Source organism: Rummeliibacillus sp. TYF005, from assembly GCF_003844195.1.
Taxonomy (GTDB): domain Bacteria; phylum Bacillota; class Bacilli; order Bacillales_A; family Planococcaceae; genus Rummeliibacillus.
Map to the genome: position 1 here is coordinate 62,616 of NZ_ML122548.1, position 14,677 is coordinate 77,292.

Below are 14,677 nucleotides of genomic sequence, written 5' to 3' on the forward strand. Positions count from 1 at the left end.
AAATAACGTTTGGCTTGTTTTTTACATAGATTTATTTTTCTTGAACATACGTAAATACCATCTTACTTACGTGCGTACCTTTATCAAATGGACTCCGAGTAGCATAATAAAGGATAAACTAACCATCACAATCACCCATGCCCAAGCTAATGTCATGTTGCCAGAATCAATTGCAACATAAATAGCCAGAGGTGTAGTTTGCGTTTTCCCTGGTAAGTTTCCTGCAAACATAAGTGTAGCACCAAACTCGCCTAACGCTCGAGTAAAACTTAAAATACTACCTGAAACAATGGACTTCATCGCTAAAGGAATAGAAACGAAAAGAAAAACTTGCCATTCCTTTGCACCATCAATGCGTGCTGCATTTTCAAGCTTTTCATCTACAGCTTCAAATCCGGTTTTTACAGATTGATACATTAAGGGAAAAGCGACAACTGTTGAAGCAATAACAGCAGCCCACCAGGTAAACATGATTGGTTGATGAAAAAACCATTCAATTGCTTGTCCTAGCCAGCTACTTTTACCAAATACCATGATAAGTAAAAAACCAACAACTGTTGGAGGCAATACTAAAGGAAGCAACAAAATAGTTTCCAAAATAGTTTTGCCCTTAAATGTTTTTTTAGCCATCCACTTTCCAATAAAAATGCCAAATACAATAACAATAAATGCCGAAACAAATGCGATTTCAATTGATAGACGAATCGGCGTCCAAAAATCCATCGCCATTTACTATTTTACTCCTTTAAAGCCATAGCTTTTAAAAACATCCATTGCCTTTTTACTTTGAAGGAAATCATAGAAAGCTTTTGTTTCTTTTGTATGTTGACTATCTTTAATCATGCCTAGTGGATAAATAATCGGTGTATGTGACTTATCATCAGCTACAGCGACAATTTTTGCTTTTTTTGAAACTATTGCATCTGTTCGATAAACGATTCCTGCATCAACATTACCAGTTTCAACATATGTTAGTACTTGTCTTACGTCTTTTGCGTACACAACTTTAGGTTTTACTGTATTCCAAACCTTAATATTTTTTAATGTTTCTGTCGCATATTGACCAGCTGGTACTGCTTCAGGTGTGCCAAGTGCCACTTTTTTTGCCTTTGTTAAATCTTGAAAGTTTTGAATTCCTGTCTCATTCTTTTTAGGAACGACTAAAACTAAATCATTTGATAATAAATCTACACCTTGTGATTTTTCAATAAGACCTTCTTTAACAAGTTGATCAAATTTATCTTCTGCTGCCGAGAAGAACAAATCTACAGGTGCACCTTGTGAAATTTGCTGTTGTAATGCACCAGAACCACCAAAGTTATAGGTGATTTTCACATTAGAATGTTCCTTCTCATACGTTGTTTTAAGTGAATTGAGTGCATCTTGCAGACTTGCTGCTGCTGACACAGTTATTTCAACTTGGCTTTCCTTTGATGTATCCTTGCTTTTTTGCTGTTCTTGACTACCGCAGCCAGATAATATGCCAAGTACAAGCATTATCGAAAATAATAAATAACTAAACTTTTTCATTGTTTTGTCCTTCCTTATTGCAAATAAGAACTAGATATAATAAGTTATAATTAGATATAACTATTTATAACCTATTATATCTTATTATAATTAATTATAAAATAAAAAATCATCTTTTTTTACAAAAGCAAAATATATACGTTACTATAAGAGTATTGGAGGGATTGCTATGTTACAGGAACGTTCCTACACTATTGAAGAAGTAGCACAACTATTAAAAGTATCCAAACTCACTACATATGACCTTGTGAAAAAAGGAGATCTTCCTGTCTTTCGAGTTGGTCGTCAAATGCGAATTGATGCTCTTGATTTAGAAGCTTATATTGGAAAACAAAAAATTATTAATACGGATGCTACGTTAAAACCGATGACAAGAGATCATCAAACAATTATTATTAGTGGCCAGGACTTAGTACTTGATTTATTAGGAAAATATATTACTAAAAACAATTATTTTACAACACTCCGTTCACACGAGGGAAGCTTGAATGGATTAATAGCTCTATATAAAGGAGATATAGATATTGCCAGCTTACATTTATATGATGGCGATACAGGCGAATATAATGTACCGTATGTGAAGAAGTTTTTCGTTAGCCAACCTTATATTTTATTTAACGTTGTATCGCGCAAAGCTGGATTTTACGTTCAAAAGGACAATCCCCTAAACATTCGTTCCTTTAAAGATTTAGCAAATCCAAATGTTTTCATCATGAACCGTGAAAAAGGTTCTGGTGCACGCACACTTCTAGATGAACAGCTCCGCATCAATCATATTATACCTTCGACAATAAATGGCTATAACAGAGAAGAAGCGAATCATTTGGGTGTTGCAACTGCAGTAGCAAATGGTGAAGCAAATGTTGGGATTGGTATAGAAAAAACAGCTAAATTGGTGGATGTAGATTTTGTGCCGTTTATTGATGAAAGTTATGATATTGTTCTATTAAAAACTAAAAAAAATAACCTGCTTATTGAAGAAGTAAAGAATATATTAACTTCTGAAGCATTCCACTCTGAATTGAGTTCAATTGGAGGTTATGACTTTTCTAAAACAGGAACAATTATTCACGAAACGTTTTGAGTATCTTCTATTATTTAGTGGAGGCAAGATGTATGGCTTTTATAGAGCTCAAGCATTTACAGAAAACCTATAATCAGCAGCAATTCGTTCTAAAGGATATTCATGTTGATATTCAAAAGGGAGAATTTTTTGTGCTCGTTGGTCCATCAGGTTCTGGTAAAAGTACATTATTAAATATGATTGCTGGATTAGAAAGTATTTCAGACGGTGAGCTTATCATCAATGATCAGAGAATGAACGAAATACCACCCCGTAACCGCCATATTTCGATGGTTTTTCAACAATATGCGCTTTACCCACACCTAACAGTAAAGCAAAATATTCTATTTAATTTAAAAATGAGGAAGAAAGCAAAGAAAGAACAAGAAGAACGACTTAAAGATGCTGTAGTATTAACTGGCTTAGAAAGCTTTTTATCCCGTAAACCACATGAATTATCAGGTGGCCAGCAACAGCGCGTTGCATTAGCACGTGCAATCGTCAACGATGCACCTATTTGCTTAATGGATGAACCTTTATCAAATTTGGATGCTCAGCTTCGAACACAAATGAGGACTGAAATTCGCCGTATTCAACAAAAGCTCGGACTAACGATTCTTTACGTCACCCATGACCAAACGGAAGCTATGACCATGGGTGATCGCATTATGGTCCTTCACGAAGGCATCGTTCAACAAATCGGAAAGCCGCTTGATTTATACAATCATCCTCAGAATGTATTTGTCGCCCGTTTTATCGGCTCACCAAAAATGAATATCGCGAAAGCCATCTGTAATAAGCAACACTTAGTTATTGAAGAGAAATGGGAAATTGAATTACCACAGTCAATCTCCTCTTCCCTTCCTCAACTAAAGGAATTTCTTGTAGGTATACGTCCTGAGCATATCCAACTAGGTGGGAACTTACAAATGCAAGTTCGAAGTATTGAACAACTCGGACATGAAACACACGTTACATTTGACATGCCTTGCGAATCATGGACCGCCAAATGGAGTGGACAGCATCCAATAGACATTGGAACACCCCTCTCCATCAGCATCGATCCTCAAAATATCTATTTTTTTGATAGAGAAACTCAAAAAGTTTTACTATAGTTTTTGTAAAAAGGGTAATATAACGGCATAAGTGCTAGATAGTATTTATGTCGTTCATATTAATAAATGCAAATTGTTCGATTTAATGGTTATTAAATTTTTGTAATTTTTAAAATTCATTATTTTAGGAGGTTTTTATGAAACTTCATCGATTACAAATAATATCTTGCTTCTTATTATCTATGATATTAATTGCTTGCGGAAAGGATGATCCCGTGGAAACTTCAGAAAAAGTAAAATTCACCATTGAACTTAAGGATTCTACAAATAACGAACAAAGTTATTTGATTCGGATACTGTCAGACGGCAAACAAACTGATAAAGTAGCAATCACTCCACAAGATATGTCACTTATTTCAGGTGATCAAAAAAAAGTAACTGCAAACTTATATATCAATGTACCTTATACGATTAAAATTTATAAAACAGACAAGAAATCAATGGATGAATATTTTAGTAAACCAAAGTCTGGTAGCACTGACACCACCGAACAACAGGAGGAGCACCCAATAGCTACAAAAACGATTACACCAACCCGCAATACAAATACAATTACCATCTCTATTCCTGAATAACTTAATTTATATTAAAAGATTTCCAGATAACTTCTTGTTCAATTATTAGAAAAATATTAATTACAGAAGGAGATTCTCTCAAATATGATAAATATGTTATTTAACTATAATTGGAAAGTTCGCGAAGAATGGTTTGAATGGTGTGAGAAGATTCCACATGAAGAGTTAACAAAAGAACGAATCGGTGGGATGAAAAGCTTTTTACATACACTATTTCATGTAATCGATTGTGAACAAATTTGGGTTCATCAAATGCTTGGAAAGCCAGTTATTAAAAAAGACATACAGACAATTCAATCGTTGCAAGAAGTAAAGGAATATGCAAGAACGATAATTGGTAGACTTTACTGATATATATATTTTTATTTAACAAATGTATCAACCATCCATTTATCAAACTTTTTCTTCTCTTCAAATTGTGGATAATGCGCTGATTTCTCAAAAGTGATAAATTCTTTTTGACTGGCATCAATCCGGTCAAAATAGTTTTTTGCTTCGTTATATGTCGTCATATAATCATATTTTCCCATAACAAAATAACAAGGTATTTCAAGTTTCTTTACTTTAGTGGGTAATGGATTTTTTAATACTTCTTTTAACAAAGCATTTTGCGAGTAAGATACTCCAAAGTTATAGCGAATAACATCTAATAAGTTATATTCACTACTTAATAGCATATCCAGATTATTTCCATCGGGATTATCAATCAGTCTTACACTCCCCCCATATTTCGCAACATAATTTCTTGGGGTAAATGTATCCCCATTTTTAATATTTTCCGTTAGCTTTTGTAAATCTGTAACATCATCCTTATTTCCCTCTTTTTGAGCCTGATTAATAGAGTAATTCAAAGCTTCTATCTCACTTTTTACTGTATCACTCATCTGCCCAATCCCAATATAGGCTTCATATTTTTCTGGAGCTTTAGAGGCAGCTTGTGTTGCAATATATGTACCATAAGAATGACCAATCAGTAATACTTTTTCTTTGCCAAGACGTTCGGATATGTAATCTGTCAAAGCTAATAAATCATCCACTAATAACTCTGATGTAAGATTCGAATAGTCCTCAAAAAAATGATATGATTTTCCACTTTCCCGTTGATCATAATTTACAACAGTAAAATTTTCTTCTAGTAAGTCTTGATATTTTTTAGCATAGGGTATTTCTGAACATCCTGGTCCCCCATGTACAAAAATAATAACCGGATTATGCCGGTCTTTACCGCGAATCATTATTTCATGACCACTTCCATTAATCTCTACTTGTTCTAATGTACTAATACTCTTCTCGCCATTTTTATGCGGAGTCCATGTAGGGAAAAAAAGTGCTATGATTAATAATAAAACTATAATTACTCCGAAAAATTTAATTGATTGTAATATTTTTTTCATAAGACTCCCTTTAACAATAAATTTTACTTGAAGAGCGTTAACCTATTCTTAGATCAACGCTCGTCAAAGTTTTAAATAATTTATTTTTCGCCAATTCCCATCGCTAATAATAATAAAGATGCAACCCCTAGAACAAGTACGTTTCCTAATAAACCGGTCATTAAAAGAATAAGTCGTCTCGACAAAAGCCAAGAACGTATTGCAAGGGCAATACCAATTATTGATAATACGCTATAGATGGCGATTATCACAGATATATCAGCATCAGGCCCTCTTAGTAAAAAGAAAATTACAATGTTTATAATGATGGGTAATAAAGCTACAAGCCCTAAAATGTTTCCTTTTTCTCTCTTATCCAAAACTTCTAAGCCTCCTTTTATTTACAAAATGTTTTAATTTTAACCATTAACAAATTATACCAAATATTAGTTTTTCAGTAAATGCATATCTTCAATATCTTGTAAAAAAAGTATTCAAAAATTTTTCTAGCGACCCCGTTATTTGTTCCGCTAGTTTATCCGCGATATTTGATGTAACTTCCGCGGTTTTCGGTTGTCGTTCCGCGATTTTCACTGGTTGTTCCGCGGTTTTGAAAATTGTTCCGCGTTCAGCACAATTTATATCTTCATCTGCGAACAATTATTACCTTATTATCCTAAATATCACTTTATACTCAAACAAAAAAAACTGAGTAAAAATTACTCAGCCTCTTTTGGAAATAACTGCTCGACACCTTGTGCGACAGTGATTTGTCCATTTAGTATTTGTTGTTCTAGAGTTTGTACCTGATTCTTTCTTGCGGGGTCTCCGTAGAAGGAATCGATTAAGTGATCGTGAATCATGGATTGGAACCAATCGGTTGTTTGTTTGCTTCGGCGACTATCCCAAACCCCATTTTCTAATCCTTGTTTTTGGAACTCTAAGATGGTTTCAAGTACTTTGTCTAATCCTTTATTTTCATAAGATGATGCTGTCATAGAGCGAGTTGTCCAGCCTGACGTTGCGGGTTGTAACAGATGAAGAATTTGTTTATATTCTGCAGCTGTTTTTTTGGCATTGCGGATATTATCACCATCTGCTTTATGCACTAGAATTGTATCCGCGAGTTCCATAATTCCTTTTTTCATACCTTGTAGTTCGTCCCCTGCACCCGTCAAGACAAGTAAAAGGAAGAAATCAACCATGCCACGGACAATGGTTTCACTTTGTCCGACACCAACTGTTTCGATCAAAATAATGTCATAACCAGCTGCTTCACATAAAAGCATGGTTTCACGCGTTTTTTTGTGTACGCCACCAAGTGTACCGGCAGAAGGAGATGGACGGATGAAAGCATTCTTCTCACGAGATAATTCTTCCATCCTTGTTTTATCCCCTAAAATACTCCCACCGGTAACTGTTGAACTTGGATCAATGGCTAGCACCGCTACTTTGTGACCTTGGCTACAAAGCATTTTCCCAAAGGATTCGATAAACGTACTCTTTCCTGCACCAGGTACACCTGTAATTCCAATTCGAATAGAATTTCCTGTATAAGGGAGGAGTTTTTTTAATAACTCCTGCCCCTCTACTTTATCATCAACATTCGAACTTTCTAAAAGTGTGATGGCTTTGGCTAAATGTAAGCGAGAACCTTCTCGAACCTCTGACGCTAACTCATCCAAATCTTGCTTTTCTTTCTTTTTCTTCACAAACTTTTTTCGCTTTGTTGGCTCCATACCATCGTGAATCGCTTTAACACCTGGTTGTACAAAAAGCGCGGATTCTTTATCAGGCATTAAGCTTCCTCATAGCCCAAGTTTTTGTATATGATTTCAAGCATTTTTTGTGATGCGATTGGCAATACAGTACCAGGTCCAAAGATTGCAGCTGCACCATGTTCATATAAGAAATCATAATCTTGTGCTGGAATAACTCCACCAACAATAACGATAATATCTTCACGACCTAATTTTTTCAATTCTGCAACAAGTTCAGGAACCAATGTTTTGTGACCCGCAGCAAGTGAAGAAACACCTACAACATGAACATCATTTTCTACTGCCATTTGAGCTGTTTCTTCTGGTGTCATAAATAATGGTGAAATATCAACGTCAAAACCGAAATCAGCGTAAGCAGTTGCAACTACTTTCGCACCACGGTCATGACCATCTTGACCCATTTTTGCTACTAGAATACGTGGACGACGACCTTCATTTTCTAGGAATTCGTCAGTCATTTGTTTTATTTCTTTAATCGCATCTTCATCTGAATAGTTCGTAGCGTACACCCCACTAATTGAGCGAATAACTGCTTTGTGACGTCCAGATACTTTTTCAATAGCATCTGAAATTTCGCCTAGTGTTGCACGTGCACGAGCTGCATCTACTGCAACAGCAAGTAAGTTTTCTTCGCCTGTTTCAGCAGCTTTTGTTAGGCGTGCTAAGTGGCGTTTCACTTCTGCATCGTCTCGCTCAGCTTTCATTTTGTTAATACGGTCAATTTGAGATTGACGTACTAATGTATTATCAATATCTAAAATTTCAATCGGTTCTTCTTCTGTAAGACGATATTTGTTCACACCTATAATCGTTTCTGCTTTTGAGTCAATTTTTGCTTGGCGTTTTGCTGCTGCTTCTTCGACCTTCATCTTTGGTAGACCTGTTTCGATCGCTTTTGCCATACCGCCAAGATCCTCAATTTCTTCGATCAATTTCCAAGCGGATTGAGTTAGTTCATCTGTAAGTTTTTCAACATAGTATGAACCGCCCCATGGATCGATTGTTTTCGTCATACCTGTTTCGTTTTGCAAGAACAATTGCGTATTACGCGCAATTCGAGCTGAGAAATCAGTCGGTAGAGCAATTGCTTCATCAAGTGCATTTGTATGAAGGGATTGCGTATGTCCCATTGTTGCTGCGTTTGCTTCGATTAGTGTACGTGTCACGTTGTTAAATGGATCTTGCTCTGTTAAAGACCAACCAGAAGTTTGTGAGTGAGTACGTAATGCTAATGTTTTTGGATTTTTCGGATTGAATGTAGACATCATTTGTGCCCAAATTCGACGAGCTGCACGCATTTTCGCAATTTCCATGTAATAGTTCATACCGATTGCCCAGAAGAAAGATAAACGTGGAGCAAATTTATCGATATCAATGCCTGCTTTTAATCCTGTACGAACATATTCAAGACCATCTGCTAGTGTGTATGCAAGTTCAATATCATTCGTAGCCCCAGCTTCTTGAATATGGTAACCAGAAATAGAGATTGAGTTAAATTTCGGCATGAATTTTGATGTATATTCAAAAATATCAGCGATAATCTTCATAGACATTTCTGGAGGATAAATATATGTGTTACGAACCATATATTCTTTTAAAATGTCATTTTGGATTGTACCTGATAATTTATCAGGTGTTACGCCTTGTTCTTCTGCTGTTACAATATAAAACGCAAGAACAGGTAGTACCGCACCATTCATCGTCATGGATACAGACATTTGATCAAGTGGAATACCATCAAATAGAATTTTTGTATCTTCTACTGAGTCGATTGCAACGCCGGCTTTACCAACATCACCTGTTACGCGAGGGTGATCTGAGTCATAGCCACGGTGCGTCGCAAGGTCAAAGGCAACTGATAAACCTTTTTGACCCATCGCAAGGTTACGACGATAGAAAGCATTTGATTCTTCAGCTGTAGAGAAACCTGCGTATTGACGGATTGTCCAAGGACGTCCTACATACATTGTCGGATAAGGTCCACGTGTATTTGGAGCAATTCCAGCTACATCATTTAGATGTTTTAATCCTTTGTAATCTTCTTTCGTATATACATTTTTCACTTCAATATTTTCATTTGTATGAAATGTTTTATCTGAAACAGGAACTTCTTCTGTTTTTAAAACTTCTTCTATCGAAATATCAGCAAAATTTGGCTTGCTCATCGTTGAACCTCCTTCAAGGTATCTTGGATGCCTTGTAATTTCTCAATAATATTTTGACCAGCGAAGACAAAACCATTTAGTCCTTGTTCTTCCCAATCTTCATCAAATTTACCCGCAGCATCTAATAATATATGTCCTGGTTTTGAAGCTAATAATGCAGGAATGACTTCTTTTGTATCGTCATCAGTTGCACTAAATACTACATAGTCAGCTGTCGTATTTGATAACCACTCTTTTGCTTTTTCGATATCTGTAAATGGATCTGTTACTTCTGCAGTAATACCTGCAGTCGCGAATATACCTTTTACAAAGTCAGTACGTGGTTTAATATTTTTGAGAATTCCATATGTTAAAATCGCAACATGTACCGGTGATTGTTTGAATTGTTGTCGAAGTTCTTCGAATGGTTTTGCAATTCGATTTACTTCATAGAATGATTCTGATGGTACTTCTTCGTTCGCATTTGCGAAATTATTTGTACCAACTAAAACAGTTTTGCGACGTTCTACATCGTTGATACGTCTTGCCATCATTTCGTCAAGTTCTTTTTGAAGTTTTCCTGATTCAGCATATGCGCTATAGCCGCCAGCTTCCTCGATTTCAACAAATTTCGCCCAAGCCTTTTTCACTAACTCATGAGTCAATGATTCAACGTAATAAGAACCGCCAGCAGGATCTAGAACTTGCGTTATATGAGATTCTTCTTTAATCACTAAGGATACGTTACGTGCGATACGAATTGATTGGTTTGTTGGTTTAGTTAGTACATCATGAGGATGAACTGTCACCACGTCCGCTCCACCTAATACAGCAGAAAATGCTTCATTTCCGGCACGTAAAAGATTTACATAAACATCTAATTTTGAAAAGCTACGTAAAGATGTTTCTGCAAAAATTTTAACTGGTTGAGGATTTTCTACACCATAAGCTTTTGCAAAAGCCTTCCATAATACTCTAAATGCACGGATTTTTGCGATTTCCATAAAGAATTTTGTATCGATTGCGAAGGATACGAAAAATTGTTTTTCAAATTCAGCGAATTCCATGTTGTTAGCTAACTCACTTGCTTTAGCTAATGCAATCGCTAATTCTTGAACTGCATTTGCACCTTGATAATGCGCATCTTGAATGTAAGCGTTTAACTTTCGAACATTCGGAAAATCCAGAATAGTTTGTTCCTCTTTTGAAATGATAAAGCCTGAAATATCTTTATTCTCAACATATTTAAATACGTCAACAACTGCTGGATCAACAACATTGATAACAAATGGATGTTTTTCAAGTAATGCTGCTAATTGTTTTAATGCATTTTCATTCCATTCAAATTTCACTTTGCCAACTGTAACATATTGGTTACCTCGTTCAAACGAATCCTCTGTTTGAGCGATGAATTCTTCAATCGAATCTCCATATGCTGCTTGAGCTACAGTAAATGCACTATCCACTTGCATTGCTCGAATAGTTGATACTTGTTCCTCTAATTTCCCGTCAACTTTTGCCATTAGGCTTTCAGTTGTGTATAAAGGTTCAAGAGTAATCCCCTCAATTGTTTTTGTAAATAATGATTCAAAAGGTTTTCCTTTAAGAGCCTTAATCGATGCTTCTTGCCATTCATCGTAAGAAGGTTTTTTAAATTCTACTTCTTTCATGTTTGTCATACGGACGCGATGACGCTTCCCCCCTTCAGTGATTCTATTACTATTTTACACAACAATGTGACTTCATAAAAGAAAAAAAAGTCTGAAAACCGTAATATTACGGTCTTCAGACATCTATCAATAGATTGAAGTTGTGTCTTTTGATATATTTTCGAGAATTTCTTTTACACGAGCTAGAAATTTCCCGCTTACGAATCCATCTAAAATTCTATGATCAATGGATAAACAAATATTCACCATATCTCTTGCAGCAAACATTCCACCGTTCATAATTACAGGACGTTTTACAATAGATTCTATTTGTAATATCGCTGCCTGTGGATAATTGATAATACCCATCGATTGAACAGAGCCAAATGAACCTGTGTTATTTACAGTGAATGTTCCACCTTGCATATCTTCGGATTTCAACTTGCCGCTTCGTACTTTAATGGCAAGTTCATGGACCTCTTTTGCGATACCTTTAATCGACTTGTCATCTGCATGATGAATAACTGGAACATACAATGCATCTTCTGTTGTTACAGCAATAGAAAGGTTGATATCCTTTTTCTGAATAATTTTGTCACCTTGCCATTGTGAATTCATCATTGGAAACTCTTTTAAAGCTTGGGAAACTGCTTTTACAAAGAAAGCAAAGTACGTAAGATTATATCCTTCTTTCTTTTTAAAATCCTCTTTTATCGAATCGCGATAACTTACTAAATCAGTGACATCCACTTCCATCATCATCCAGGCATGCGGTATTTCTTGTGTACTCATCACCATGTTCTTGGCAATTGCACGTCGAACACCTGATACTGGGATTTCAATATCACCGATGCTTGATGGCTGCGTTTCTATGTGATTTGTTAACTTCACTTCAGGTATAACTTGTTGCGTGGCTATGTTTGGTTGTTCCACCTTTTGTTTTGTCGCTTTAGGAATATTACCCGTTTCAATAATCTTTTGGATATCTTTTCGTGTTATTCGTCCAGAAGCGCCGCTACCTTCTACTTGCGTGAGGTCAATTTGATGTTCTGAAGCTAAGCGTACAACAGCTGGTGAATATCTTGTTTTCATCGATTTTCCGTTCGAAGTATTAGTATTTTGATCTTCGTTAGAACTTTCTTTTGAATGAGTAGTTACTGTTGATGGGTTTACGACAGCATCTTCAATTTCGATGGTACAAACAATCTTACCCACTTCAATTGTATCGCCTTCATGCGCGATCAGTTCAGATATTGTCCCTGTGAATGATGATGGTAATTCTGCTGTCACCTTGTCTGTTTGAACTTCAGCTAAAGCATCGTATTTTTTTACTTGGTCACCAGGTTTGATCAGCCATTTTTCAATTGTACCTTCTGTAACACTTTCACCAAGTTGTGGCATTGTAATATTTTGTATGGTCATATTATTCCCCTCCTTAGCACTAAAATGCTGCCAATTCGCGCATGGCCTGTTCTACTTTTTCAGGACTAATCATAAAGAATTTTTCCATTGTTGGCGCGTAAGGCATAGCTGGTACATCTGGTCCTGCTAAGCGTTTAATCGGTGCATCCAAATCAAATAAAGCATATTCCGCGATAATTGCTGCTACTTCACTCATTACACTGCCTTCTTTAGTGTCTTCTGTAATTAGAAGAACTTTTCCCGTTTTCTTCGCAGCTTCAATAATAGCTTCTTGATCGAGTGGATAGATTGTTCGCAAATCTAATATATGTGCGCTAATTCCATCTTTTTCAATTCTTTCAGCTGCTTGCAATGCAAAATGCACACCTAAGCCATACGTAATAACCGTAATATCATCGCCTTCACGTTTTACGTCTGCTTTCCCAATTTCAATGGTATAGTCGTCATCAGGAACTTCGCCTTTGATCAAACGATATGCTCTTTTATGTTCGAAAAATAATACAGGATCATCATCACGAATTGCAGCTTTTAATAAGCCTTTTGCATCGTATGGAGTAGATGGAATGACAATTTTTAACCCTGGTTGGTTCGCAAATACTGCTTCAACAGATTGTGAATGATAAAGTGCTCCATGAACACCACCACCAAAAGGTGCACGAATGACCATTGGACAATTCCAATCATTATTTGAACGATAGCGAACTTTTGCTGCTTCAGAAACGATTTGGTTGACAGCTGGCATGATAAAATCAGCAAATTGCATTTCTGCAATTGGTCTTAAGCCATACATAGCAGCACCAATTCCGACACCTGCTATTGCAGATTCTGCTAATGGTGTATCGATTACTCTGTCTTCGCCAAATTGTTCATATAAGCCGTTTGTTGCTTTGAATACGCCACCTTTACGACCAACATCTTCACCAAGGATAAAAACTCGTTCATCTCTTTCCATTTCTTCTTTCATCGCAAGTGTAATTGCATCAATATAAGATAAAACGGCCATTTTTATACTTCCTCCTGTTCTGCATAAACGTATTTTAATGCATGCTCAGGTGCTGCATATGGGGCCTGTTCTGCATATTCAGTAGCTTCATCAATTTCAGCCATGATGTCATTTTGCATTTTCTCTTCAAGTTCTGATGTTAAAATGTTCAATTCTTTTAAGTAATTTGAGAATCTCATAATCGGATCATGTGCTTTTCCTTCTGCTAAATCTTCTTCTGTCCGATATTGACGTTGATCATCATCAGATGAATGCGCAGTCAAACGATAGCAAACTGTTTCGATAAGACTTGGTCCTTTCCCCTCTCTCGCTCGATCAGCTGCTTCTTTTACTACTTTATAAACTTCAATTGGATCATTACCATCTACCGTTACACCTGGCATTCCATACCCTTTGGCACGATCAGATACATTTTCACAAGCAAGTTGTTTTTTTAACGGAACAGATATAGCATAGCGATTATTTTCTACCATAATAATAACCGGTAGTTTATGAACGCCCGCAAAATTAGCCCCTTCGTGGAAATCACCTTGGTTAGAGGATCCTTCACCTAGAGTTACAAATGTCACAAAATCTTTCTTTTGCATTTTACTAGCCAAAGCTACCCCTACTGCATGGGGTACTTGTGTTGTTACGGGTGATGAGCCTGTTATAATACGATTTTTCTTTTGTCCAAAGTGTCCTGGCATTTGTCTACCACCGGAGTTTGGGTCTTCTGCTTTTGCGAAAGCAGATAGCATTAGTTCTTGTGTAGTCATTCCGAAACGAAGGACAACCCCCATATCTCGATAATAAGGCGCGATATAATCTTTTTCGTTGTCTAATGCATAAGCCGCCCCTACTTGTGCTGCTTCTTGGCCTTGACAAGAAATAACAAATGGGATTTTACCTGCGCGATTTAGAAGCCACATTCTTTCATCTATTCGTCGTGCTAATAGCATTGTTCTATACATTTCAAGTACTTTTTCATCTGATAAACCTAATGCAGCATGTCTGTTTTCAGTCATTTTCTCATCTCTCCT

14 protein-coding genes are annotated in these 14,677 nt (G+C 36.3%); 4 read left to right on the plus strand and 10 right to left on the minus strand.

Translation table 11 applies throughout. The features are described from left to right. Positions 1–66 precede the first annotated feature (66 nt). Together modB and modA are read right to left on the minus strand one after the other, a co-directional pair. Entirely contained in the window at positions 67–729 is a 663-nt protein-coding gene (modB, locus tag CW357_RS06575; RefSeq protein ID WP_119414882.1) for a molybdate ABC transporter permease subunit, read from the minus strand. Between the two features lie 3 nt (positions 730–732). Beyond that, complete coding sequence (modA, locus tag CW357_RS06580) at positions 733–1,530, minus strand: molybdate ABC transporter substrate-binding protein (RefSeq protein ID WP_124217631.1); 798 nt, start codon at positions 1,528–1,530, stop codon at positions 733–735. A 169-nt stretch (positions 1,531–1,699) separates the two neighbouring features. Between modA and CW357_RS06585 the strand changes: the two genes are divergently transcribed. The 4 genes from CW357_RS06585 to CW357_RS06600 all read left to right on the plus strand — a co-directional run bounded on the left by CW357_RS06585 (position 1,700) and on the right by CW357_RS06600 (position 4,634). Further along, complete coding sequence (locus CW357_RS06585; RefSeq protein WP_119414880.1) at positions 1,700–2,614, plus strand: helix-turn-helix transcriptional regulator; 915 nt, start codon at positions 1,700–1,702, stop codon at positions 2,612–2,614. Between the two features lie 32 nt (positions 2,615–2,646). Further along, positions 2,647–3,708, plus strand: a complete 1,062-nt coding sequence (locus CW357_RS06590; protein WP_124217632.1) for an ABC transporter ATP-binding protein — start codon at positions 2,647–2,649, stop codon at positions 3,706–3,708. 137 nt (positions 3,709–3,845) lie between these two features. Beyond that, the gene (locus CW357_RS06595) at positions 3,846–4,283 is read left to right on the plus strand and encodes a hypothetical protein (RefSeq protein ID WP_124217633.1); all 438 of its coding nucleotides are present in this window, start codon (positions 3,846–3,848) and stop codon (positions 4,281–4,283) included. 84 nt (positions 4,284–4,367) lie between these two features. Further along, the gene (locus CW357_RS06600) at positions 4,368–4,634 is read left to right on the plus strand and encodes a DinB family protein (protein ID WP_119414877.1); all 267 of its coding nucleotides are present in this window, start codon (positions 4,368–4,370) and stop codon (positions 4,632–4,634) included. 11 nt (positions 4,635–4,645) lie between these two features. Here CW357_RS06600 and CW357_RS06605 read toward each other — a convergent pair whose 3' ends face one another. From CW357_RS06605 to CW357_RS06640, 8 genes are all read right to left on the minus strand, one after another. Continuing rightward, the gene (locus CW357_RS06605; protein WP_124217634.1) at positions 4,646–5,677 is read right to left on the minus strand and encodes an alpha/beta fold hydrolase; all 1,032 of its coding nucleotides are present in this window, start codon (positions 5,675–5,677) and stop codon (positions 4,646–4,648) included. An 80-nt stretch (positions 5,678–5,757) separates the two neighbouring features. Further along, a complete protein-coding gene (locus CW357_RS06610; protein ID WP_199670663.1) occupies positions 5,758–6,036 on the minus strand; it encodes a hypothetical protein in 279 nt (92 codons plus the stop codon). Positions 6,037–6,375: 339 nt separating this feature from the next. Then, a complete protein-coding gene (meaB, locus tag CW357_RS06615) occupies positions 6,376–7,455 on the minus strand; it encodes a methylmalonyl Co-A mutase-associated GTPase MeaB (RefSeq protein WP_124217635.1) in 1,080 nt (359 codons plus the stop codon). Beyond that, entirely contained in the window at positions 7,455–9,602 is a 2,148-nt protein-coding gene (gene scpA, locus CW357_RS06620; RefSeq protein WP_124217636.1) for a methylmalonyl-CoA mutase, read from the minus strand. The genes meaB and scpA overlap by 1 nt, the downstream gene beginning before the upstream one ends. Then, positions 9,599–11,260 carry a methylmalonyl-CoA mutase family protein gene (locus CW357_RS06625; protein ID WP_124217637.1) on the minus strand — a complete coding sequence of 554 codons (1,662 nt, stop codon included), beginning with the start codon at positions 11,258–11,260 and terminating at the stop codon, positions 9,599–9,601. The genes scpA and CW357_RS06625 overlap by 4 nt, the downstream gene beginning before the upstream one ends. 117 nt (positions 11,261–11,377) lie before the next feature. Beyond that, on the minus strand, positions 11,378–12,652 hold the full coding sequence (locus CW357_RS06630) for a dihydrolipoamide acetyltransferase family protein (RefSeq protein ID WP_124217638.1): 1,275 nt from the start codon (positions 12,650–12,652) through the stop codon (positions 11,378–11,380). 19 nt (positions 12,653–12,671) lie between these two features. Continuing rightward, a complete protein-coding gene (locus CW357_RS06635) occupies positions 12,672–13,655 on the minus strand; it encodes an alpha-ketoacid dehydrogenase subunit beta (RefSeq protein ID WP_119414870.1) in 984 nt (327 codons plus the stop codon). 2 nt (positions 13,656–13,657) lie between these two features. Beyond that, positions 13,658–14,662 carry a thiamine pyrophosphate-dependent dehydrogenase E1 component subunit alpha gene (locus CW357_RS06640; protein ID WP_119414869.1) on the minus strand — a complete coding sequence of 335 codons (1,005 nt, stop codon included), beginning with the start codon at positions 14,660–14,662 and terminating at the stop codon, positions 13,658–13,660. Between the last annotated feature and the right edge of the window lie 15 nt (positions 14,663–14,677).

Bases quoted from the DNA above. Each gene is read 5' to 3' on its own strand.
- modB (WP_119414882.1), bottom strand. From the start codon at position 729: ATGGCGATGGATTTTTGGACGCCGATTCGTCTATCAATTGAAATCGCA.
- modA (WP_124217631.1), bottom strand. From the start codon at position 1,530: ATGAAAAAGTTTAGTTATTTATTATTTTCGATAATGCTTGTACTTGGC.
- CW357_RS06585 (WP_119414880.1), top strand. From the start codon at position 1,700: ATGTTACAGGAACGTTCCTACACTATTGAAGAAGTAGCACAACTATTA.
- CW357_RS06590 (WP_124217632.1), top strand. From the start codon at position 2,647: ATGGCTTTTATAGAGCTCAAGCATTTACAGAAAACCTATAATCAGCAG.
- CW357_RS06595 (WP_124217633.1), top strand. From the start codon at position 3,846: ATGAAACTTCATCGATTACAAATAATATCTTGCTTCTTATTATCTATG.
- CW357_RS06600 (WP_119414877.1), top strand. From the start codon at position 4,368: ATGATAAATATGTTATTTAACTATAATTGGAAAGTTCGCGAAGAATGG.
- CW357_RS06605 (WP_124217634.1), bottom strand. From the start codon at position 5,677: ATGAAAAAAATATTACAATCAATTAAATTTTTCGGAGTAATTATAGTT.
- meaB (WP_124217635.1), bottom strand. From the start codon at position 7,455: ATGCCTGATAAAGAATCCGCGCTTTTTGTACAACCAGGTGTTAAAGCG.
- scpA (WP_124217636.1), bottom strand. From the start codon at position 9,602: ATGAGCAAGCCAAATTTTGCTGATATTTCGATAGAAGAAGTTTTAAAA.
- CW357_RS06625 (WP_124217637.1), bottom strand. From the start codon at position 11,260: ATGACAAACATGAAAGAAGTAGAATTTAAAAAACCTTCTTACGATGAA.
- CW357_RS06630 (WP_124217638.1), bottom strand. From the start codon at position 12,652: ATGACCATACAAAATATTACAATGCCACAACTTGGTGAAAGTGTTACA.
- CW357_RS06635 (WP_119414870.1), bottom strand. From the start codon at position 13,655: ATGGCCGTTTTATCTTATATTGATGCAATTACACTTGCGATGAAAGAA.
- CW357_RS06640 (WP_119414869.1), bottom strand. From the start codon at position 14,662: ATGACTGAAAACAGACATGCTGCATTAGGTTTATCAGATGAAAAAGTA.